Source organism: Polaromonas sp. P1_F9, assembly GCF_056405615.1.
This window is the reverse complement of record NZ_JBFUBT010000001.1, coordinates 77,528-100,406: the sequence shown is the minus strand read 5'-3', so window position 1 is coordinate 100,406 and position 22,879 is coordinate 77,528. Positions and strand designations below refer to the sequence as shown.

General features: G+C 62.2%; 17 protein-coding genes. 13 read left to right on the top strand and 4 right to left on the bottom strand.

Features of this window, described 5'->3' with window-relative positions:
- Nucleotide 1: 1 nt before the first annotated feature.
- Both AC1DYR_RS00475 and AC1DYR_RS00470 read left to right on the top strand, forming a co-directional pair.
- Nucleotides 2-2,161 (top strand): xanthine dehydrogenase family protein molybdopterin-binding subunit, encoded by a 2,160-nt coding sequence (locus tag AC1DYR_RS00475; protein WP_477703363.1) that lies wholly within the window; start codon nucleotides 2-4, stop codon nucleotides 2,159-2,161.
- Nucleotides 2,162-2,223: 62 nt separating this feature from the next.
- Nucleotides 2,224-3,267, top strand: a complete 1,044-nt coding sequence (locus tag AC1DYR_RS00470; protein ID WP_477703362.1) for an XdhC family protein — start codon at nucleotides 2,224-2,226, stop codon at nucleotides 3,265-3,267.
- A 68-nt stretch (nucleotides 3,268-3,335) separates the two neighbouring features.
- Here the strand turns inward: AC1DYR_RS00470 and AC1DYR_RS00465 are convergent, their stop codons facing one another.
- The gene (locus AC1DYR_RS00465) at nucleotides 3,336-5,528 is read right to left on the bottom strand and encodes an O-linked N-acetylglucosamine transferase family protein (protein ID WP_477703361.1); all 2,193 of its coding nucleotides are present in this window, start codon (nucleotides 5,526-5,528) and stop codon (nucleotides 3,336-3,338) included.
- A 63-nt stretch (nucleotides 5,529-5,591) separates the two neighbouring features.
- Here AC1DYR_RS00465 and AC1DYR_RS00460 point away from each other — a divergent pair, with 63 nt between their 5' ends.
- Nucleotides 5,592-6,608 carry a glycosyltransferase gene (locus AC1DYR_RS00460; RefSeq protein WP_477703360.1) on the top strand — a complete coding sequence of 339 codons (1,017 nt, stop codon included), beginning with the start codon at nucleotides 5,592-5,594 and terminating at the stop codon, nucleotides 6,606-6,608.
- A 10-nt stretch (nucleotides 6,609-6,618) separates the two neighbouring features.
- On the opposite strand, the gene AC1DYR_RS00455 is transcribed toward AC1DYR_RS00460, so the two are convergent.
- The 3 genes from AC1DYR_RS00455 to AC1DYR_RS00445 all read right to left on the bottom strand — a co-directional run bounded on the left by AC1DYR_RS00455 (nucleotide 6,619) and on the right by AC1DYR_RS00445 (nucleotide 10,876).
- Nucleotides 6,619-8,019 (bottom strand): FecR family protein, encoded by a 1,401-nt coding sequence (locus tag AC1DYR_RS00455; RefSeq protein ID WP_477703359.1) that lies wholly within the window; start codon nucleotides 8,017-8,019, stop codon nucleotides 6,619-6,621.
- A 64-nt stretch (nucleotides 8,020-8,083) separates the two neighbouring features.
- On the bottom strand, nucleotides 8,084-9,505 hold the full coding sequence (locus tag AC1DYR_RS00450) for a FecR family protein (RefSeq protein ID WP_477703358.1): 1,422 nt from the start codon (nucleotides 9,503-9,505) through the stop codon (nucleotides 8,084-8,086).
- Nucleotides 9,506-9,544: 39 nt separating this feature from the next.
- On the bottom strand, nucleotides 9,545-10,876 hold the full coding sequence (locus AC1DYR_RS00445; RefSeq protein WP_477703357.1) for a surface lipoprotein assembly modifier: 1,332 nt from the start codon (nucleotides 10,874-10,876) through the stop codon (nucleotides 9,545-9,547).
- Nucleotides 10,877-11,130: 254 nt separating this feature from the next.
- Here AC1DYR_RS00445 and AC1DYR_RS00440 point away from each other — a divergent pair, with 254 nt between their 5' ends.
- The 10 genes from AC1DYR_RS00440 to odhB all read left to right on the top strand — a co-directional run bounded on the left by AC1DYR_RS00440 (nucleotide 11,131) and on the right by odhB (nucleotide 22,871).
- Nucleotides 11,131-11,514, top strand: a complete 384-nt coding sequence (locus AC1DYR_RS00440) for an ArsR/SmtB family transcription factor (RefSeq protein ID WP_457280648.1) — start codon at nucleotides 11,131-11,133, stop codon at nucleotides 11,512-11,514.
- Between the two features lie 18 nt (nucleotides 11,515-11,532).
- A complete protein-coding gene (soxC, locus tag AC1DYR_RS00435) occupies nucleotides 11,533-12,867 on the top strand; it encodes a sulfite dehydrogenase (protein ID WP_477703356.1) in 1,335 nt (444 codons plus the stop codon).
- 34 nt (nucleotides 12,868-12,901) lie between these two features.
- A complete protein-coding gene (locus AC1DYR_RS00430) occupies nucleotides 12,902-14,041 on the top strand; it encodes a c-type cytochrome (RefSeq protein WP_477703355.1) in 1,140 nt (379 codons plus the stop codon).
- A gap of 148 nt (nucleotides 14,042-14,189) precedes the next feature.
- Complete coding sequence (gene soxY, locus AC1DYR_RS00425) at nucleotides 14,190-14,657, top strand: thiosulfate oxidation carrier protein SoxY (protein ID WP_477669340.1); 468 nt, start codon at nucleotides 14,190-14,192, stop codon at nucleotides 14,655-14,657.
- Nucleotides 14,658-14,707: 50 nt separating this feature from the next.
- Nucleotides 14,708-15,019 carry a thiosulfate oxidation carrier complex protein SoxZ gene (gene soxZ, locus AC1DYR_RS00420; protein ID WP_457280652.1) on the top strand — a complete coding sequence of 104 codons (312 nt, stop codon included), beginning with the start codon at nucleotides 14,708-14,710 and terminating at the stop codon, nucleotides 15,017-15,019.
- Nucleotides 15,020-15,076: 57 nt separating this feature from the next.
- Nucleotides 15,077-15,883, top strand: coding sequence for a sulfur oxidation c-type cytochrome SoxA (gene soxA / locus AC1DYR_RS00415; protein WP_477703354.1), 807 nt, complete (start codon nucleotides 15,077-15,079; stop codon nucleotides 15,881-15,883).
- An 18-nt stretch (nucleotides 15,884-15,901) separates the two neighbouring features.
- Nucleotides 15,902-16,561, top strand: a complete 660-nt coding sequence (gene soxX / locus AC1DYR_RS00410; protein WP_477703353.1) for a sulfur oxidation c-type cytochrome SoxX — start codon at nucleotides 15,902-15,904, stop codon at nucleotides 16,559-16,561.
- 106 nt (nucleotides 16,562-16,667) lie between these two features.
- Nucleotides 16,668-18,386 (top strand): thiosulfohydrolase SoxB, encoded by a 1,719-nt coding sequence (gene soxB / locus AC1DYR_RS00405; protein ID WP_477703352.1) that lies wholly within the window; start codon nucleotides 16,668-16,670, stop codon nucleotides 18,384-18,386.
- A gap of 276 nt (nucleotides 18,387-18,662) precedes the next feature.
- Nucleotides 18,663-21,551 carry a 2-oxoglutarate dehydrogenase E1 component gene (locus tag AC1DYR_RS00400; RefSeq protein WP_477703351.1) on the top strand — a complete coding sequence of 963 codons (2,889 nt, stop codon included), beginning with the start codon at nucleotides 18,663-18,665 and terminating at the stop codon, nucleotides 21,549-21,551.
- A 51-nt stretch (nucleotides 21,552-21,602) separates the two neighbouring features.
- Nucleotides 21,603-22,871 carry a 2-oxoglutarate dehydrogenase complex dihydrolipoyllysine-residue succinyltransferase gene (odhB, locus tag AC1DYR_RS00395; RefSeq protein ID WP_477703350.1) on the top strand — a complete coding sequence of 423 codons (1,269 nt, stop codon included), beginning with the start codon at nucleotides 21,603-21,605 and terminating at the stop codon, nucleotides 22,869-22,871.
- Nucleotides 22,872-22,879: the final 8 nt, after the last annotated feature.

Genomic DNA, 22,879 nt, shown 5'->3' with positions numbered 1-22,879 from the left:
CATGACTGACAACACACTGGTCTCCCTCGATCGCCCTGATCGTCGTACCTTTCTCAAAGCCTCATCAGCCGTCACGGGCGGGTTGATGATGGGCGTCACGCTGGGCCTGCCGCTGGCCGTAACGTCCGCGCAGGCCGCCGGCACGCTCTACACCCCCAATGCCTGGGTGCATATTGCCGACGACAACACCATCACCTTGTTGTCGGCCCGCTCCGAGATGGGGCAGGGTGTTTACACCTCGATGCCGATGTTGATTGCCGAAGAGCTGAATGTGGATTTGCGCAAGATCAAGGTCGCGATTGCGCCTCCGGGCAAGGTCTACACCAACGCCTTGCTGGGCGCGCAGATTACCGGCGGCTCGACCTCGGTGCGTGACGGCTGGGAGAAGCTGCGCATTGCGGGCGCGCAGGTGCGCATGATGCTGGTGTCGGCGGCGGCTGCCAAATGGAATGTCGATGCATCGACGCTCAAGGCCGAGAACGGCATGGTGATCGGGCCCAACGGCAAGAAGGCGACTTATGGCTCGCTGGCTGAGGCGGCTTCCAAACTGCCGGTGCCGGAGAATGTGGCGCTGAAAGACCCGAAAGACTTCACCGTCATCGGCAAGCCGACCAAGCGGCTGGACACACCGATGAAGGTCAACGGCACGGCCGAATTCGGCATCGATGTGAAGCTGCCTGGCATGGTGTACGCCAGCCTGCAGCAATGCCCGGTGATTGGCGGAAAGGTCTTGAGCTTTGACGCCACCAAGGCCAAAGCCATGCCCGGCGTGATCGACGTGGTGCAGATTCCCGACGGTGTGGCCGTGGTGGCCGACAGCTACTGGCATGCCTACAAGGCGCGTCAGGCGCTGACGGTGCAGTGGGACGAAGGCCCGGTCGCGGCCATCAGCAATGCCAGCATGCTGGAGGGCATACGCAAGGCGGCCGACAGCGGCAAGGTGATACCCATCATCGCGCCCAAGGGCGACGCCGCCGGCGCGATGAAGGGCGCGGCCAAGACGGTGAAGGCCGAGTACGTGTCGCCGCTGCTGGCACACGCCACGCTGGAGCCGATGAACTTCACGGCCGACTACAAGAATGGCAAGATTTTGCTGATAGGCCCGACGCAGTTCCAGCAGGGTGCCGAAGGCAGCGTGGCGGCGGCGCTGGGCATCAAGCCCGAAGACATCACGCTGAAGACGACCTTTCTGGGCGGCGGTTTTGGCCGGCGGCTGGAGCTGGACTTTATCGTGCAGGCGGCGCAAATCTCCAAGGCCGTGGGCAAGCCCGTCAAGCTGCTCTGGAGCCGCGAGGACGACACCACGCACGACTTCTACCGGCCCATGGCCGTCAACCAGCTTTCTGCCGGGCTGGGAGCCGACGGCAAGCCGGTGGCGCTCAATTTCAAGGTGACCTCGCAGTCCATCACGCAGCGTGCCTTTGGCCTGCCCAAGGACACGCTGGACCCTTTCATGGCCGAAGCCGGCGTGATGCCCTACGACATTCCGAACACGCAATACGACCTGGTGATCCACGACAGCGGGCTGCGCGTGGGCTACTGGCGCTCGGTGAGCCACGCGCTCAATGCCTTTGCCAATGAAAGCTTTGTCGACGAAATGGCGCTGGCTGCGGGCAAAGACCCGTATGCCTACCGGATGTCCCTGCTGGAAAAGCAGCCGCGCTTTGCCAATGTGCTGAAGATGGCGGCCGACAAATCCGGCTGGGGCACACCGCCGCCGGCCGGCCGCAGCCGCGGCATTGCTCTGATGGAGGGTTACGACACCTACATGGCGCAGGTGGCCGAGGTGTCGGTGAAGGACAACCAGATCACGGTGCACAAGGTGACAGTGGTGGCCGACCTGGGCCGCATGGTCAACCCTGACACGGTGCAGGCGCAGATCCAGTCGAGCATTGTGTTTGGCCTGTCAGCGGCGCTGAACAACCAGATCACGCTGGACAAGGGCCGGGTGCAGCAGACCAATTTTGGCGACTACCCGGTGCTGCGCATGCATGAATCGCCGGTGATGGACATTACCCTGGTGCCGAGCACCGAGAAGCCTGGTGGTATCGGCGAGCCGGCCACGGCGCTGGTGGCGCCGGCGGTGGCCAATGCAGTGTTTGCCGCAACCGGCAAGCGGGTGCGCACGCTGCCGCTGAACGACAACCTGGCGAAGGCTTGAGGCCGCAGGGCTTTGAGGCCAGGCCGAGGCAGAAATAACTGCGGGCTGCTAGCATTTGATGCATGGATAACATCGACCTCGAAGTTCTGAAGACCTCGTCGCAGTGGCTGGCCACAGGCCTGCGCTGCGAGCTGGTGACTGTGCTCAAAACCTGGGGTTCCAGCCCGCGGCCTGAAGGCTCCATGCTGGCCATCTGTGAAGACGGCCGGGTGGTGGGCTCGGTGTCGGGTGGCTGCATTGAAGACGACATGATTGACCGCGCCCGCCGCGAGGGCCTCAGCCAAAAGAAGCCGGCCATCGTCACGTATGGCGTATCTGCCGACGAGGCGCGCCGCTTTGGCCTGCCTTGCGGCGGCACCATTGAGCTGGCGATTGAGCCCTTGTCAAAGGCCAGCCGCATCGATGAGCTGCTGCAGCGCCTGCAGGCCGGTGAGCTGGTGGCGCGCCGACTTGATTTGCACACGGGCGCCGTTACGCTGAGCACGGCCCAGCCCAGCCAGGGTATGCAGGTGTCGGAAGCGGCGCTGGTCACCTTGCACGGCCCGCGCTGGCGCTTGCTGATCATTGGCGCCGGGCAGCTGTCGCGCTTTGTGGCGCAGATCGCGCAGGGCATGGACTACGCCGTGACGGTGTGCGACCCGCGCGAGGAATACCGTGACAGCTGGCAGGTCGAGGGTGTGGAGCTGGCCACCGGCATGCCCGACGACGTGGTGCAGGAAATGAAGCTGGACGCACGCTGCGCGGTGATTGCGCTGACGCACGATCCCAAGCTGGACGACCTGGCGCTGATGGAGGCCCTGCGCTCCGAGGCGTTTTATGTGGGCGCCATCGGCTCGCGCCTGAACAACCAGCGCCGTCGCGAGCGGCTGGCTGAGCATTTCGACATGACGGCGGCGGAGCTGGACAAGCTGCACGGCCCGATCGGTATCTACATCGGCAGCAAGACGCCGCCCGAGATCGCGATTTCCATCCTGGCTGAGTTGACCGCAGTGAAGAACAAGGTGGCTTTGCCGCACGCGGTGGGCATTGCCGAAGCCAAGGCCAATGCCGGGCTGCAGCCGACGGGCGAGGTATGTGCGCTGCCTGAAACGCCAAGCCCGGTTTGACGAGTGAAAAGTGCCTGGATCCCAGTATTTCAATGCCTGGGTAGCTCCTGAATTTATAGCAAGCGGAGCTACTCTTTTTCTGCCGGAATGACTTTGGGCAGCACATCAAAAGCTTCCGGCGGGACGCCCGCGCGTGACCGCTCGGCCATGAGAGTCCACGCCGCTTCCCATTCCTTTACCCTTGCCGCAAGATCGAACAGCGGAGCATTCGCTTTTGAGAGTTTGAGGCGGTCCCGCAGGGCCTGCAGCACGGCAGGATGGCGCCCCAGGTGCACGGCTTTCGCTATATAGGCCTCGGGATTGTCCAGAACACATTCCGGCAGGCCCGCGGCGCTGAGGATGCTGCCGCCCAGGCGCGATGCCACGCTGTTGCCGGCGCAGGTGAGGGCGGGCACGCCGATGGTTAGCGCTTCTTCGAGGCCCCGCGCAGCACTCAGCCGCAACGTGTCAAGAAACAGGTCTGCCTGTGCCATGCAGGCCCATGCATCGGCACGGTCCATTCGTGTTGAGAAAAGCAGCCGGGCCGGGCTGACACCGGCCGCTTGTGCTTCGCGCACCAGATTGGCAGCCGCTCTGCCGCAGTACGGTAGCCATAGCACGGCATCGGGCAAGGAGCGCAGGATTTTCATCCAGACGGAAAAGCTGTGGGGGTCGAGCATTGCCGGCGAAAGAAATGAAGCCAGCACCAGTGAATCTTCAGGCAGGCCGGCTTCTTCGCGCGATTTCTTGCTGCCCGGCGGTTCTTCTTCGGGCGCCGCAAGCCAGCAGGTGTGGGGCAGGCGGACAATCGCACCGTGCAGCGAAGGATCAATTTCACCGGGATGAATAAAGCGGTCGGAAATGCTGTAGTCCCAATGCCCGGGCACATGGCGCCGGTACAGGCCGGGCTGGCACAACTGCACGGGCGCCACCCGCATGGCCGCAATGTCTTGCCGACTCCAGGGGGAATCAAGTGCCATCTCAACATACACGTCCAGCCGGTCCAGCCGAATGCGCGCGGCGGCTTCGGCTCCCGTCATATGGCCGATCTCGTTGACGCTTGCCGCGTGGGGCCTCAGCGATTCACCGGACTGCAGACCCGGTAGTGGCGTGAAGGCATAGACGTGCATCGCAAAGCGCGATGCGTCATGCAGTGCGAGTTGCCGCGCGAGCGCTTTCAACTGGCGCGGATCATGAAGGCTTTGCACGGCCAGGCCGACGCGGATGCGGCCGTCTTGCCGGGCGAGCGGCTTGCGCAGCCCGGCAAACGCCGGCAGGGAAGCCTTGAGCCGGCTGTCGACCACCTGGACTGACTCGCTGCGCATCTGCGCCAGCTCGTTCTCCTGCAGGTCCAGCAGCAGGCCGTAAAACGCTGCGTCGCCCCAGTTGCGGCCCACGCCGGTGACGGTGTTGGCGGCCAGGGCTTCCCGCAGCAGGGTGGTGAGCTTTGGATGGTTGCGCCAGTCGCCGATGGCCATGCTCCTGAATGCCTGGTCGGCATGAATTTGCAGGGCGTCGGGTGGCTGCAGTGCCAGCCTGCGCGCATGGCTGATGGCGCTGCCGTGTGCGTCACCCGGGGCATCGAGCTTCAGCAGGAATTTCTCAAAAGCCCCGCGCTCTTCACCTTCCAGGTTTTTCAGTGCGGTGTCTGATTTTTCAAGTTCACCCTGGAAGGCGAGAAGGACTGCACGGCGTATTTTCAGGTCGGTGTTGAGGGGGAATTGATCCATGGCGGCGGCAACAACATCCAGTGCCTCGGCATAGCGCCGTGCGCCGGAAAGATATTCGGCCAGATTGGCATGGTGCGGCGCGTGCCCGGGCTGCAGGGCCAGGCACTTTCGCGCAAGTCCGATTGCGATATCCCATTCCGACGAACCAGCAGCCAGGATGGCGACGTTGTTGAGCGAGCGCAGGTGGTCCGGGTCAAGCTGCAGGGCTGCGGCATAGGCGGCATCAGCCTTGGCCAGGTCGCCGCAGGCTTCCGCAGCGATGGCCAGGTTGGCCGCGCCGTCGGCGTCCTGCATCAGAAGGGCTTCAACCGACAGCAGGGTTTTGTAGGCGGCCGCGGGCCTGTCGAGCAGGCTCAGCAGCGTGGCACAGGCCGACGCGGCGTTCACATCCCGCGGGCCCAGCGCCAGGGCCTGCTCAAAAGCGAAGAGCGCCTGTTCAAGCCGGCCGGCCGCATGCAGCGCGGTGCCGTGCGACATCCAGTCGCCATGGTCTCTGGCACCGGCAGGCAGCGAGGGCGCCTGTTTCTGCGCGGCGGGGTTGCTATCTTGCATGTCGGGATTATGTGGCACCCGCCTGTGCCAGGACACCGTTTGCCCGAGGATAATCGGCTGGAAATGACTGATCAACTGGCTCCGGCATCGTCCACGACCCTGCATTTGCTGGGACGCTTCAGCGAGCTGTATACCGGCGCTGAACGGGAGCTCCTGGACCTCAAGGGCCTGCTTGCGGGGCGGCGGCCGGTGAAGCTCTGGTCCGACGTTCCCGTCAATCCGGCCTATGCCGGCGAAGGCATTACCGCGATTCAGCCATTTGCCCACCAGTTTCCCAAAGACGGCACGCTGTTGATGGGCGGCGTTCATTTGCAGCCGGGCATCTGGCTCAAGTACACGCGCTTCGAGCGGGTCATCCTTTTGCACAATCTCTCTAACCAGGGGCAGCTTTTCGCCATCGTGGAGAGCGTGCGCGAGTCTACCGGGCTCGATCCCGAGCTGGTTTTTGTTTCAAAACTGCTGCAGCGCAGCGCCGCCTTGCCGGGCCGCGTCATCCCCAGTTTGATTGAGCTGGCGCCTTTCCTGAAAGTCGCCGCAGAGCGTTTTGGTGAATCGCCGGATGGCGAAGCCGCGACGCGGGCCTTCACCGTCGGGCGGGTGAGCCGGGACTTCCTGGACAAGCATCATCCCCACGACCTGGCGCTGTACCGCATGCTGGCGAGCTGCGGCGTGCGCGTGCGCATCATGGGCGGTACCTGCCTGGCGCCGGGCTTGGGCGGGGAGCCTGGCATTGAGTTGCTGCCGGCTGGGGCCGAGCCTGTACCGGCGTTTTATCGCTCGCTCGACACCATGTTCTACCGGACCGGCATGTTTACCGAGGCCTATGGCCGGGTGGTTCTGGAGGCCATGGGCACCGGTTTGCCTGTGGTGGCGCACACCGCCGCCGGCTATGCGGAGGTCATCGAACACGGGGTTTCGGGGTTTTTGATCGAGTCCCAGGAGCAGGCTTATGACGCCCTGATGGCGCTCAAGGGGTCAGTCGGGCTTCGTCGCCAGACCGGCTTGGCGGCAAGAGAAAAAGCCATCGACATGCATGGCACGCAGGCGACTGAGCGTGACCTGGCTTTTTACTTGCGCTGAAAAGGTCAACTCAAGGTGTCTGGAAGGCGACGCCTCCTGAATAACGGGTGTTCCCGTTAGTGCCGGTGTACACCAGGCCCGCGCGGGCGGCATTCACGCCGCTGAAGAAGCCATCGACGTTAAAGAGCGGGCCGCCATTGGTGTAAGTGAATTGTGAGCCGGAAATACTGATGTTGGAAGCCGTGAAGCCGCCAAAGCTGGTGGTGATGGTCACTCCAACCTTGCCGGTACTGAAGTTGGCGGTCATCGAGGTCGAGGCGGTGGTCAGCGTCCCTGGGGCCATGGCCGAGTTGAGTGACGTGTCGTAGGCGCTGACCGGCGTCTGGCCGATCACCGAGTAAGTTGCAGAGCCCGCCGTAGGCATCGCAAGGGTTGGCTGGCCGATGACGTAAGCGAGGTCGCCAAGCGCATTCCCCCCCGGATTTTTGGTGCCTGTGGTCCATGAGCCCCAGCCGATAAAGTCGCCATTCACGATGTCGCCTACCGAGCCCGAACTGCTGGTGGTACCCGGCGTGAAATCCTGGCTGGCTGCGGTGAGCGCGGTCAATTTGCCGGCGTCCAGGGTTGCGGAGCTTGCCGTACCGGCTACCAACACGTTTGCGGGGGGGCCCGGGATTCCCGGGCCGGAAACTGTCGGCAGGTAGTAGGTCGCTGCCGCTGTGAGATTGGTGAAGGTGCCGGTGTTGATCACAGGAGGGGGTGGCTTAGGCTTTGGGTCAGGCTTGGGCTGAACGTCCACCACGATAACCAGCTTGCCGTCGTCGTTGACCTTCTCGATCTCAATACGCTCTTTGTCCGCAGGCGGCGTCGGTACGTTCGCCCGCACATTGGTACGCACCGGCGCATCCGTGGAGTTCACGACCCTCACGGACTCACCTGCCGTGAGGCCCACGCAACCGCCGGCATTGCAGACTTCGATCGCATCAAGCTCCGTCGTGACGCCGAGGGAGCCGTCGGGGTTGTACCCGGCGGTAAAGCCCGATCCCCGGATGCCGATGGTGGCGGTGGTGGTGGTGACCTTGTAGTTTTCGCGGTTGCGTTTGCCGATCAGGCCGGTGATGGCTCGCATGCTACCGCGCAGCAGGTCGACCAGGAAGCGGTCTTCCTTCGGGTCGGCCTTGTCCACATAGTTGGCGACCTTGAACTCCGTTCCCGGCTGCAGCGATACGACACCACCGTCGGAGAACTTCACCTGGGCGCGGCCGTTGGGGCCGGTGATGATGGCCTGGCCGCTTTCGATGTCCTTGCCTTTGACCAGCGCGTCGGTCTTGCCGTCCGTGCGCCGCAAACTGACTTCGCCGGTGGTGAACTGGGCCACCCCCGCGGAAGGCGCTGCCAGGGCCTGCAGTGGGTAAATGGCGGCCAGCGCCATGGCCAGGGCGGTGTACTTTAGTTGGAACTGCGGGGTCATGGTGGGTTCTCCGGTATTTTTCAAGGGGTACGCACTGGGCTGCTGTGGGGCTAGGGACGGCCGTTCAAAGGGGAGGGCTTAAGACCAGATTGGTCTGCTGGAGAACGGCCGCACCGGAAACCTGGCCCGCGCTGGGGCCCGCGCCGGTAACCGACGAGGCGCTGTAGACCAGTGCCGCACGGCTGGCATTGTTGCCGGTGAAGAAGCCGGTGACATTCGCGCCCGAGGAGCTGGTGATTTTGGCGTTGTTGATGTCGAGGCTGCTGCTGACGCCATAGTCATTGCCGCCGAAGCGCGTGGTGAGGTCCAGGTTGCCATAGCCCTGGCCTGGGCTGTAGGCGCCGAAATTGGCGACCAGCGAACCGCTGACAAGCTGACCTGCACCTAGCAGGCTGGAAAAGGCGGTGCCGCCGGCGAACTGGTAGGTGCCCTGCATGTTGTCGGCCGGCATCTGGGCCGTCGGCGTCGGCCGGCCCATCACAAAGTGAACGGATTCAATCGCGCTGGGGGAGCCCCCCACGAACTTTTGCCCCGTCACCCAGCTGCCCCAGCCGACGAAGTCGGGATCGGACGGCGCACCCAGCGCGCCTTTTTCCATCGTGGTGAGGCCGGGCGTGCTGCGGAACTGGGTCAGGACGTTGCGGCTGTCAACACTGTCGAAGTCGATCGGTTTGCCGCTGAGGAAGCTGGTCAGCACGGCGGTGCCGGCCTCGGGGTAGTAGCTTGCGACCACCGGGTTGGCCGCACTGTCGGTGAACGCAATCGCCGCGGCCAGGTCGGTGAACACCTGTTTGACGGGCGGCGGAACAATAGCGGGCTTGCCATCGGACGTGGTCTGGTTGCCCGCAACGACCACCTCCTGGACGGGCGGCGGCGTCGGCACGTTGGCCCGCGTATTGGTGCGAACTGGCGCCTCGGCACTGTTAATGACTCGCACCGACTCGCCGGCCGTCAGGCCGACGCAGCCACCGGCGTTGCAGACCTCGATGGCGTCCAGCTCCGTCGTGATGCCCAGTGATCCGTCCGGGTTGTAACCCACGCTAAAGCCGGAACCGCGTATACCTATGGTGGCCGTGGTGGTAGTGACTTTGTAGTTTTCGCGGTTGCGCTTGCCGATCAGGCCGGTGATGGCCCGCATGCTGCCGCGCAACAGATCGACCAGGAAACGGTCCTGCTTGGGGTCTGCCTCGTTGACATAGTTGGCGATTTTGAACTCGGTATTGGGCTGCAGTGACACCAGGCCACCATCCGAAAACCGGACCTGGGCGCGGCCGGTGGTGCTCGTCAGTATGGATTCGCCGCTTTCAAGCGGTTTGCCCTTGGTCAGTGCCTCGGTTTTGCCATTCGCGCGCAGCACGTTGACGTCGCCGGCGATGAACTGGGCCACGCCGGCCGAGTCGGCGGCGAACGATTGCACGGGGAAGGCGGCCGCAATCACGACCGACAGGGCGGCGTGTTTGAGGGGGAGTTCCCGGAAGGTTTTCATGGGATGTTTGGCGGGGCGTGTTCAGTCGGCACAGCCGGTTCAGAAGTCGCGGCGCACCGTCACGGAGAAAAGGCTGCGGTTGTAATCTGAAATGGCAATGTTGGACTTGACGGAGGTCAGCGACAGCTGGGGCGTCACGCGCCAGAGTTTGGCGGGTACCCAGTTGAGGCCAATGTTCAGGTTGAGTTGCCTGTCGCTGCGGGTGACCAGGAACAGCGGATCGGTGCCGCCGTAATTGCGGTCTTCATAGCTGAGATTACCGAAAAAAGCCAGGTCGTCGCGAACAGCCTTCTGCGCACCCACGCGAACGCCGTACAGCTTGTGGCCCAGATGCGGCACACCGCTGGCTTTTTCCTTCTCGCTGCCTATATAGGCGCCGGCGAAGACCAGGAACCCATCGCGGAATGCATGGGCATAGGACGTACCCAGTACGGTGCGGTCCGTGTCACGGAGCGACTGGCCCGGATAGCTCAGCTGACCCCACTGGAGGTAGGTGCTCCATTGGCGGAATCCGTCAATGCGGTAAGTCCACTCACCAACCAGACCTTGCTGATCGCGCGCGCGGGATCCGCCCACTGTGTAGGAGCCCGCCTGGACAACGCCGGTGAATTCATGCTTCTCATAGCGGTAGCTGGCGCCGGCGTTCACATCGATCTGACCGGTGTTGAAGTCGTTGTACTTGGCGTTGACGCGCGAATTTCCGTAGACGTTGGCAATCAGCGACCAGCGTGGGTCTACCACGTAGCGGGCAGACAATCCGCCGCCCAGGGTCATGAAGGCGTCCTTGGTTTCAACACCCGAAGCGTTGAGGGTGAAAATTGCGCCGCCGAAAAGTGGAACCGCGACGTTGGGATTGCCGGGCCCGCTGTTGATATTTGTGTCGTAGCCGACGCTGGCTTCCAGGAATGGTTTGACGGACGATCGGGCGGCTTCTTCCGTGCGGTCGATGGCCTGCAGGAACTGGTCGATGGTGGCGGCAGCTTCCGCCGGGATGTTGTCCTGCTTGGTTTCCATCAGCACTTGCCGGGAAGCCTTGTTGTCTCCCACGGAGAATAGCGCACGGCCCAGCTCTGCACGTGCCCGTGAATTGCCGGGTTGCACGGCCAGTACGCGCTCCAGCGCAAACACGGCGCGGGTGAACTGCCCTGTTTCATTGGCGGCAATGCCAAGCACCGTGTCGAAGTCCGGGTCGCCGGCGCGCGCGGTTTCCTGCGGCTCCAGCAGGTCGAAAGCTTTTTGCGCCTGGCTCTGGTCGAGCAGGGTGCGCGCCTCACTGACCAATGCATCGACTTCCGCATGCGCCGCAGTGGCCATCATGACGGCGAGAAGGATGCCGGTGCTTTTGAAGATGAAAGTGTTTTTTGAAGACATAAGTATTGGGTTTTACGGGTCCCGGGTAACAACTCGTAAGTAACAAAAGTTTTATATCACGATGAGGGGTCTTTCAGCGCGTTATTACACCCATGGCACCCCGTAGAAGTGCAAGGAGGCAACACCTTTTGGGTGTTTGGCAATGAGGTGGGTGATATTTACCTGTTTGCCCTGCGTGCCTAGGGTATTTACGGGTTTTTTGAGGCGGCTTTATGCTTAATATCAGTAATTACTTATATTAAGAATAAATTGCTATGAACGAGATGATCCAGACCAGTGCGCAAGTCGAGAGGGGCCGAGTGTTTGAACTGGCCGCCGAGTTGTTCGCCGTGCTTGCGACACCGATGCGCCTGCGTGTCTTGAGCGCCCTGTGCGAGCGTGAAAAGTCCGTGAACGAGTTGCTGGCGGAAATCGACACCACTCAGCCCAACCTGTCCCAGCATCTGGCCGTGTTGTACCGCACCGGTGTGCTTGCCAAGCGCAAGGAAGGTACCCAGGTGATTTACCGCGTTCAGAGCGAAAAAGCCGTGGCGCTGTGCCGCAGTGTCTGTACCCAGATCGCCATCGAGCTGGACGAGCCGGGCGGATTGTCGCCGGCTGAAAGCCTGTCGCCGCGATCTGCCTCCCATGACGCCTGAACCGAAAGAACGACTTTTATGCTGAGCCGTTTCCTGCAGCGTGCGCCCGAGAATTTCCTCTCAAGGGCGCAAATAGCGGACGTGCGCGCCGGGCGCCGCGGTTTTCTGGCCGGAGCGTTTGCGGCTGCGTCAGCCGGGGTGGTGGCGGTGGGCCAGGCGCGGGCAGCGACCCCGGAAGGCGATCCGAATATCCTGAACCTTCCCGCCCACAGCAAGGGCTTGGGTCAGCCCGTGGCGGCCCGTGGTTACGGCCTGCCCAGCGAATGGGAAAAGAACCTGCAGCGCCGCGAGAGCCCGGGTCTCACGCGCATCGGCCAGGCCAGCGTGAGCTTTTGTCCATTGCAAGGCTTGTTCGGCATCATCACCCCCAGCGGCCTGCACTTTGAACGCCACCACCAGGGCTGGTGGGACATCGACCCTTCGAAACATCGCCTGATGGTGAACGGCTCGGATGACGCCATGCTCAAGCGTCCCATGGTGTTCAGCATGGACGAGCTGATGCGCCTGCCGAACGTCAGCCGCATGCACTTCATCGAATGCGGTGCCAACACCGGCATGGAATGGGGCAATGCGGCTGTGCCAACGGTGCAGTACACCCACGGCATGCTGAGCTGCAGTGAATTCACCGGCGTGCCCCTGCGGACCCTGCTGGAACTCTGCGGCGCCGACCTCAAGCGCGCAAAGTTCATCCTGGCCGAGGGGGCCGACGGCTCGGGCATGACCCGCACCATCCCCATGAGCCTGGTGATGAGCGGCGAAGTGCTGGTGGCCTACGGCCAGAACGGTGAAATGCTGCGTCCTGAAAACGGCTATCCGTTGCGGCTTGTCGTGCCGGGCGTGCAGGGCGTGAGCTGGATCAAATACCTGCGGCGCATCGAGGTGGGCGACATGCCTTATGGCGCCAAGGACGAGACGATTCATTACGTCGACCTGCAGCCTAGCGGCCTGCACCGGCAATACACCAGCATCCAGGAAGTCAAAAGCGTGGTGACCTCGCCCAGCGGCGGGCAGGTGCTGCTGCAAAAGGGCTTTCACAACGTCACGGGCCTGGCCTGGAGCGGCCGGGGCAAGATCAAACGTGTGGATGTCTCCGTGGATGGTGGGCGCAACTGGGCGCCGGCGCGCCTGGAGGGGCCGGTGCTGGCCAAATGCCTCACGCGTTTTAATGCCGATTTTGTATGGGACGGCAAACCCGCCATTTTCCAGAGCCGTGCTGTTGACGAGACCGGCCAGATCCAGCCCACATACAACGAACTGCGCAAAGTGCGCGCGTCTCGCAGCATCTATCACAACAACGCCATCCAGTCGTGGTCGCTGGAAGAAAACGGCGAGGTGAAAAATGTCCAGATTTAAGGCCTGGCCCGTTTCCCCTGGCGTCCGCGTTGCGATGGGTTCACTGCTGCTGGCGGGCGCCACCCAATGGGCTGCGGCTGCTGACAAACCGGCGGCGCTCTCCGGCATCGGCCGGACGGCAACGCCAGCGGAAGTCAAGGCCTGGGACATCGATGTGCGGCCCGACTTCAAGGGCTTGCCCAAAGGGCAGGGCTCGGTACGTCAGGGTGAAGTAATCTGGGAGGCGCAATGCGCGTCCTGCCACGGCAGTTTTGCCGAGTCGTCCGAAGTGTTCACGCCGATTGCCGGCGGCGTCACGGCCGACGACATCAAGAATGGCCGCGTGGACGGCCTGATGCCTGGCTCCAACCAGCCGAACCGCACCACGCTGATGAAAGTCTCCACGCTGTCGACGCTCTGGGACTACATCAACCGCGCCATGCCCTGGAACGCCCCGAAAACATTGACAGCCGACGAGGTCTATGCCGTCGCTGCCTATATCCTCAACTTGGGCAATATCCTGCCCGACAACTTCACCTTGTCGGACGCGAACATCCGCGAGGCACAGGCCCGTTTGCCGAACCGCAACGGCATGACGACGTCGCACGCGATGTGGCCGGGCAAGGAGCTGGGCGGCACGGCGCGCCCCGATGTCCAGGGCTCGGCCTGCATGAAAAACTGCGCTGGCGAGGTGGTGGTCAAAAGCTTTTTGCCGGACTACGCGCGCAATGCCCACGGCAATCTGGCCGAGCAGTCACGGCTGGTGGGTGCCAGCCGGGGTGTGGACACCACCCGGCCCCCCATGAGCGGAGTATTTGAACCAGATATGGCTCCAGCCCAAGCGGAGCAATCGAAAGAAGCTCCTGAAAAGATAGCAAACTCCACGCCGGTTGTTGCCGTGCAACCGCCAGCTGTCGTTAAAACCGCCGCGCCCGGCGTTGCCTCCGTCATGCCGTTGCTGCAAAAAAATACCTGTACCGCCTGCCATGGCATGGACAGCAAGATGGTGGGGCCATCCTTCAAGGATATAGCCAACAAATATAAAGACCGCGCCGACGCGACGGTTTACCTCTCGGGCAAAATCAAGGCCGGAGGGCAGGGTGTCTGGGGCGCAATCCCCATGCCGCCGCAGGCACTGAGTGCGGCGGAGTCGGCGCAGATTTCCCAATGGCTGGCTCAAGGCGCGTCAAAATGAGGCACATGGAAATTGACGATGTCGAGACAGCCGGCTTTAACTTTTTCACAGCATGCTCGGGATAAGTACCGTTCCACGGTCTAACGTTTTTGTGTCCAATCGTTGTTAGTTTTTCAGACATTCAAGTTATATAAAAAAGGAGTTCACCATGGAACGTCGTGATTTTCTGGCCAGCAGTTCTGGCGCCACTGCGCTGGTGCTGGTAGCGGCCACCGGGCTGAACCCGGCCCACGCGCAAAACGCGCCAGGCTGGAACAAGGCCGCTTTTGACAGCAAGTCCCTGGCCGATGCCGCCAAGGCCATGGGCGCGACCAGCGCTCCGGTTGAAAGCAAGGACCTGCTGCTGCAGGCGCCCGAAATTGCCGAGAACGGCAATGTGGTGCGTGTCGGCGCGCAAAGCAACATTGCCAACACCACCCAAATTGCGCTCGTTGTCGAAAAGAACCCCAGCGCGCTGGCTGCCGTGTTCGAGATTCCCGCCGGCACCGACGCCAACGTCTCGACCAACATCAAGATGGGCCAGTCCTCCAATGTTTACGCGCTGGCCAAGGCCGGTGACAAGTACTTTTATGCGGTCAAGGAAGTGAAGGTCACGCTCGGAGGCTGCGGCGGCTAGGCCCGCCCGCACCCGGTCACCACCACAACCCTTGAAATCAGGAGAAAAAAATGTCAGAACCGATGCGAATCCGGGCACAGGCCCAAGGCGATAAAACCACTGTGCGCGTGCTGGTGAGCCACGAAATGGAAAGCGGCCAGCGCAAGGATGCGGCCGGCAAGACCGTTCCGGCCTGGTTTATCCAGAACATCAGCGCTACCTGGAACGGCAAAACCGTGATGAGTGCGCAGTGGGGCACGGCCGTGTCCAAGAACCCTTTTGTGCAGTTCAGCTTCAAGGGCGGCAAGGCCGGCGACAAGATCGCGGTCAGCTGGGTCGACAACCACGGCGACAAGCGTACCGACGAAGCCGTCATTGCCTGAGTTCCGACGTTCCCGCTGCGGCACACGCTGCCCACAACGATATTTGAGGAGTCCACGATGAAGTTGAGTCTGTTTGGGCTGGCGGCCCTGGCCTTGATGGCCACTTTGCCATTACCTGCAGCGGCGCAAAAAACCACTGCCGAAGGCATTGCCGAATACCGTGCCATGCTGGCCGACGGCAACCCGGCCGAGCTGTACGAAGCCCGTGGCGAGGCACTCTGGAAACAGGCGCGCGGCCCCAAAAATGCCTCGCTTGAAAAATGCGACCTGGGCAAGGGCCCGGGCGTGGTGAAGGGTGCTTTCGTCGAGCTGCCGCGTTTCTTTGCCGACACCCAGCGGGTGCAGGACATGGAGTCCCGCCTGCTGACCTGTATGGAGCAGCTGCAGGGTTTTAATGCCGCCGAGATCGCCAAAACTCCTTTCGGTGCAGGTGAGCAGAAATCGATCGAGTCGCTGGTGGCCTATATCTCGGGTGAATCGCGCGACATGACCTTTAACGTGCCGCAGTCGCACGCCAAGGAAAAGCTGATGTACGAAGTCGGCAAGAAGGTGTTTTACCTGCGCGGCGGGCCTTACGACTTTTCCTGCGCATCGTGCCATGGCGAGGACAACAAGCGTGTCCGTCTGCAGGATTTGCCCAACCTGACCAAACAGCCCGGCGCCGGCAACGGTTTTGGCGCCTGGCCGGCCTACCGTGTCTCCAGCGGCGACCTGTGGAGCATGCAACGCCGCCTGAATGACTGCTATCGCCAGCAGCGTTTCCCTTTCCCGGGCTACGCCTCTGATGCCACCATCGCTCTGGGCGTGTTCATGGGCGTCAACAGCAAGGGCGGGGCTTCCATTGCGCCGGCCCTCAAACGCTAACCCGGCAGGAGAGAACTGATGAACACGATTTACACCAAAGCCGCCCTGTCTTCCGCCTGCCTGGCATTGACGGCCTTTTTCCTGTCCAGTTGCGCCATTGCGCCCACGGCGCAGGAGGTGGACGAAGCCACCCAGCAGGTGCTGAAAAGCTCCTTCCGTGAGCAGGGCATCGCCAAGATGGACCGCCTGACGCTGGATGCGTCCAACCAGGCTTGCTCGGAAGCCGCCGGGAAACCGCTGGAGGAAAAAGCAGCCAAAGCCATTGAAGAAGCCAACCTCAAAACCGTGAAGCTGCCTTCCGATGGCAAATACCTTGGCAACTGGAGCGAAGGCGAGAAAATTGCGCAAAACGGCCGCGGCCTGACATGGAGCGACAAGCCCGGCGAAGCCAATGGCGGCAGCTGCTACAACTGCCACCAGATCAGCAAGGCCGAACTGTCTTTCGGCTCCATCGGCCCCAGCCTTTACAACTACGGCAAGCTGCGCGGCGTCAGCAACCCGGCCTCGCCCGAGAGCAAGCCCATCGTGGAATACACCTGGGGCAAGCTGTGGAACGCCAAGGCCTACAACGCATGTTCCGGCATGCCGAGGTTTGGCCATGCTGCCATCCTGAACGAGCAGCAAATCCGTGACGTGATGGCGCTGCTGCTGGATCCGAATTCGCCTGTCAACAAGTGATTTGAGTTCTTTATGCCGCCAGGCCAATAGTGGCGGTCGCGAGTAGCTCCTGAATTGATAGCAAACTGATACTTTGCCTGGGTAGCCGGGCAGGATGACCAACGCCATGAATCTGTCCCGCCGAGAGTTTGCAAGTGTCATGGCCGCTGCGCTGGCCGCCGGTTTTCCCCTCCAGCGCGAGGCCGGTGCCGCCCAGGCGGCGGGCCTGTACGAGCTGCCGCGCACCGGCAATGTGCACCTGCTGCACATGACCGATTGCCATGCCCAGCTGCTGCCGATCTATTTCCGCGAGCCCTCCGTCAACCTGGGCGTGGGTGCGATGCGCGGGCAGGCGCCGCACCTGGTGGGCGAACATTTGCTGAAGGCTGCCAGCCTGAAGTCGGGTACGCCCGAGGCGCATGCGTTGACCTTCCTGAACTTCGAGCGGGCCGCGCGCCAGTACGGCAAGGTGGGCGGTTTCGCGCACCTTGCGACACTGGTGAAGCAGCTGAAGGCTGGCCGCCCCGGCGCCTTGCTGCTGGATGGCGGTGACACCTGGCAGGGCAGCGCCACGGCGCTCTGGACGCAGGGCCAGGACATGGTAGATGCGGCCAGGCTGCTGGGCGTGGACGTGATGACAGGCCACTGGGACTTCACTTATGGCGAGGAGCGCATCAAAAAAATCGTTGAGCAGGACTTTGCCGGCAAGGTCGACTTTATTGCGCAAAACGTCAAAACCAGCGACTTTGGCGACCCAGTGTTCAAGCCCTACGTCATCAAGGAGATGAATGGCGTGCCCGTCGCCATCGTCGGCCAGGCTTTTCCCTACACACCGATTGCCAATCCCGGTTGGCTCACGCCGAACTGGACTTTCGGGATTCGCGAAAGCGACATGCAGGAAACCGTGAACGAGGCGCGCGCCAAGGGTGCGCAGGCCGTGGTGCTGCTCAGCCACAACGGCATGGATGTGGACCTCAAGATGGCCTCGCGCGTCACCGGCATCGACGCGATTCTGGGCGGCCACACCCATGACGGGGTGCCGGTGCCTGTGATCGTCAAAAATCCGGGCGGCCGGACCATCGTGACCAATGCCGGCAGCAACGGCAAGTTTTTGGGCGTGCTGGACCTTAACGTCAAGGACGGCAAGGTCGCCGGCTTCAACTACCGGCTGCTGCCGGTGTTTGCCAATCTGCTACCCGCGGATGCAGCCATGAATGCGTTGATCAGCAAGGTGAGGGCGCCTTACGTTGCCAAACTGGGTGAAAAACTGGCGGTGACGGAAGGCACGCTCTACCGCCGCGGCAACTTCAACGGCAGCTTTGACCAGCTGATCCTGGACGCCCTGATGGATGTGCGCGGCGCCGAGATCGCGTTTTCACCCGGGTTCCGCTGGGGAACCTCGCTGCTGCCCGGCCAGGCCATCACACGCGAGCATGTGATGGACCAGACCGCGATCACCTACCCCTGGACCACGCTGACGGACATGCGCGGCGACATGATCAAGACCATCCTGGAGGATGTGGGCGACAACCTGTTCAACCCCGATCCGTATTACCAGCAGGGCGGCGACATGGTGCGTGTGGGCGGTTTGACCTACACCTGCGAGCCCGGCGCCAAAATGGGTGAACGCATTCAGGACATGCGTCTGGGCGGCAAGCCCATCGAAGCCGGCAAGACTTACAAGGTGGCCGGCTGGGCGCCGGTGGCGGAGGCCAGCAAAAATGCCGGCCCCCCCGTCTGGGAGGTGGTGGAAAGCTACCTGAAGGCCAAAAAGGTCATTCAACCTGTCAAACCCAACACCCCGCAGCTTGTGGGTGTGGCCGGCAATCCGGGCCTTGCCGTCTGACTTTCAGCCCCCAAATGCAGCAGTAGCTTCAGCGCATGTGAGAGCATGTAAGAGGTATGTGAGAGCGTTGGGATCATGCAGAAGCCATGCCCTTTTCGGGTATGGTCATGAGCACCGTCTTTCCGCTGTCACAGTTCGGTGGCACAATCTGGGTTGTTTCTGAAGGCCCTTCCTGCCACAGTCGCATCCGCTAATCGGTCCAGCCGTGTTGCGGAAGGTTAATTAACCAGCTTTAACCAGCTAATGTTTCCCCAAGGGAAACGGAGGTCAGCGGATATGAGTTCCATCCCGACGGCATCGTCCGTCTATTCTGCCTATCAGGGCAACACCTATCTCTTCGGCGGCAATGCGCCCTATGTCGAAGAGATGTACGAAAACTACCTTGCCAACCCCGGCAGCGTGCCTGACAACTGGCGCGAGTATTTCGACGCACTCCAGCACGTTCCCGCCGTAGACGGCAGCAATGCCAAGGACGTTCCGCACATGCCGGTCGTCAACGCCTTTGCCGAGCGCGCCAAGCAGGGCCAGACCAAAGTCGTGGTCGCCAGCGGCGCCGACTCCGAAATGGGCCGCAAGCGCACGGCCGTCCAGCAATTGATCGCCGCCTACCGCAACGTCGGCGCACGCTGGGCCGACCTCGACCCGCTCAAGCGGGCCGAACGCGACAAAATTCCCGAACTGGAGCCGTCTTTTTACGGTTTCAGCGACGCCGACCAGGAAACCGTGTTCAACACCAGCAACACATTCTTCGGCAAAGACACCATGAGCCTGCGCGAGCTCATGAACGCGCTGCGCGAAACCTACTGCGGCACGATCGGCGCCGAGTACATGTATGCGACCGACCAGAACCACAAGCGCTGGTGGCAGCAAAAGCTCGAATCGATTCGCAGCAAGCCCAATTTCAACAAGGAAAAGAAGCTCCACATCCTGGACCGGCTGACCGCAGCCGAAGGCCTGGAGCGTTTCCTGCACACCAAGTACGTCGGCCAGAAGCGCTTCTCGCTGGAAGGCGGCGAAAGCTTCATCGCCTGCATGGACGAGCTGATCCAGCAAGGCGGTATCAAGGGTGTGCAGGAAATAGTGATCGGCATGGCCCATCGCGGCCGCCTGAACGTGCTGGTCAACTCGTTGGGCAAAGTGCCGGCCGACCTGTTCGCAGAATTCGACCACACCGCCCCTGAAGACCTGCCCAGCGGCGACGTCAAATACCACCAGGGCTTCAGCTCCGACGTGACCACCCCTGGCGGCCCCGTTCACCTGACGCTGGCTTTCAATCCCTCTCACCTGGAAATCGTCAACCCCGTGGTTGAAGGCTCGGTGCGCGCCCGCATGGACCGCCGCGCCGACCCCAAGGGCCTGCAGGTGCTGCCGGTGCTGGTGCACGGTGATGCCGCTTTTGCAGGGCAGGGCGTTGTCATGGAAACGCTGGCGCTGGCCGAGACCCGTGGTTACTTCACGGGCGGCACGGTGCACATTGTGATCAACAACCAGATCGGTTTCACCACCAGCGACCCGCGCGACAGCCGCTCGACGCTGTACTGCTCCGACGTCGTCAAGATGATTGAGGCGCCGGTGCTGCACGTCAATGGCGACGACCCGGAAGCCGTGGTGCTGGCTACCCAGCTGGCCCTCGAGTTCCGCATGGAGTTCCAGAAGGATGTCGTGGTCGACATCATCTGCTTCCGCAAGCTGGGCCACAACGAGCAGGACACGCCTGCGCTGACCCAGCCGCTGATGTACAAGAAGATTGCGCAGCACCCCGGAACCCGCCGCCTGTACGCCGACAAACTGACGGCACAGGGCATGGGCGACACGCTGGGCGACGACATGGTCAAGGCCACGCGTGCCGCGCTGGATGCCGGCAAGAGCACATTTGATCCGGTTCTCACCAACTTCAAGAGCAAGTATGCGGTTGACTGGGTACCTTACCTGGGCAAGAAGTGGACCGATGCCGGCGACACCGCGATCCCGATGGCCGAGTGGAAGCGTCTTGCCGACAAGATCACGGCCATCCCCGCGACCGTGACGCCGCACCAGCTTGTCAAGAAGGTCTATGACGACCGCGCAGCCATGGGCCGGGGCGACATTCCTGTGGACTGGGGCATGGGTGAGCACATGGCGTTTGCCTCACTGGTGGCCAGTGGCTACCCGGTGCGCCTGTCGGGCGAAGATTGCGGACGCGGTACCTTCACGCACCGCCATGCCGTCATTCATGACCAGAATCGCGAAAAGTTCGACACCGGCACCTATGTGCCGCTGCAGAACGTGGCCGACAACCAGGCTCCGTTCGTTGTCATCGACTCCATCCTGTCGGAAGAGGCCGTGCTGGCGTTTGAATACGGCTATGCCTCGAACGACCCGAACACGCTAGTCATCTGGGAAGCCCAGTTCGGCGATTTTGCCAATGGCGCGCAGGTCGTGATCGACCAGTTCATCGCCTCGGGCGAAGTCAAGTGGGGTCGCGTCAATGGCATCACCCTGATGCTGCCGCACGGCTATGAAGGCCAGGGCCCGGAGCACAGCTCGGCACGCCTGGAGCGTTTCATGCAGCTGTCGGCGGACACCAACATGCAGGTGGTGCAGCCGACGACTGCCAGCCAGATTTTCCACGTGCTGCGCCGCCAGATGGTGCGCAACCTGCGCAAGCCGCTGGTCATCATGACGCCCAAGTCGCTGCTGCGTGCCAAGGATGCAGCATCCCCCCTGAGCGAGTTCACCAAGGGCAGCTTCCAGACGGTTATTCCCGAGAACAAGGAAGAGATCAACAAAAAGGCCGACAAGGTCAAACGCATCATCGCCTGCTCGGGCAAGGTCTACTACGACCTGGCCAAGAAGCGCGAGGAAAAGGGCGCGGACGATACGGTCATCCTGCGCGTTGAGCAGCTCTATCCCTTCCCGCACAAAGCGTTTGCCGCCGAGCTGAAACGCTACCCGAACGTCACCGACATCGTGTGGTGCCAGGACGAGCCGCAAAACCAGGGGGCGTGGTTCTTCGTGCAGCACTACATCCACGAAAACATGCTCGAAGGCCAGAAGCTGGGCTACTCGGGCCGTGCCGCCTCGGCTTCGCCGGCAGCGGGTTACTCGCATCTGCACCAGGAACAGCAAAAGGCGCTGGTGGACGGCGCCTTCGGCAAGCTCAAGGGCTTTGTGCTGTCCAAGTAAGGCCAGCCTCCTCGCATTACAGAACACAAGAACGCACACGAAAGAAACAACATGGCTATCGTAGAAGTCAAAGTCCCCCAGCTGTCCGAGTCCGTGGCTGAAGCCACCATGCTGCAGTGGAAGAAAAAAGTCGGTGATGCAATCGCCGTGGATGAAATCCTGATTGAAATCGAAACCGACAAGGTGGTACTGGAAGTGCCGGCGCCTTCCGCCGGCGTGCTGACCGAACTAGTCGTCGCGGACGGCGGCACGGTGGTGTCAGATCAGGTGATTGCCCGGATCGACACCGAAGGCAAAGCGGGCGCCGCCGCTCCCGCAGCCGCCCCGGCGGCGGCCGCTGCAGCACCTGCCGCTGCTGTTGTCTCCGCGCCTGCACCCGCAGCGGGTGGCTCCATGGCTGGCGTTCCCATGCCGGCTGCAGCCAAGCTGATGGCCGACAACAACCTTGCCGCTGGTTCGGTGCCTGGAACCGGCAAGGATGGCCGCGTTACCAAGGGCGACGTCCTCGGTGCGGCTGCTGGCGGTGCCAAGCCGGCCGCTGCTGTTGCCATTCCCACAGGCGTGCCTACTGCGGCCTTGCCGCAGGTTGCTGCTTCCGCCAAACCTTCCGATCTGGGTGACCGTCCCGAGCAGCGCGTGCCCATGAGCCGCCTGCGCGCCCGTATCGCCGAGCGCCTGCTGCAATCGCAGGCCACCAACGCCATCCTGACCACGTTCAATGAAGTGAACATGGCGCCGGTGATGGAAATGCGCAAGCGCTTCCAGGAGAAGTTTGAAAAAGAACACGGTGTGAAGATCGGCTTCATGAGCTTCTTCGTCAAGGCCGCTGTGCATGCGCTGAAGAAATACCCCGTGCTCAACGCATCGGTTGACGGCAATGACATCGTCTACCACGGGTACTTCGACATCGGTATCGCGGTGGGTTCGCCGCGTGGCCTGGTGGTGCCCATCCTGCGCAATGCCGACCAGATGAGCTTTGCCGACATCGAGAAGAAGATTGCCGAATACGGCGCCAAGGCGCGCGACGGCAAACTTGGCATTGAAGAAATGTCCGGCGGTACCTTTTCGATCTCCAATGGCGGCGTGTTCGGCTCCATGCTGTCGACCCCCATCATTAACCCGCCGCAGTCCGCGATTTTGGGCGTGCATGCGACCAAAGACCGCGCCGTGGTGGAAAACGGCCAGGTCGTCGTTCGCCCGATGAACTACCTTGCCATGAGCTACGACCACCGCATCGTCGACGGCCGCGAAGCCGTGCTGGGCCTGGTTGCGATGAAGGAAGCGCTGGAAGATCCTGCACGTCTGCTGTTCGACATCTAAGGCTGTCG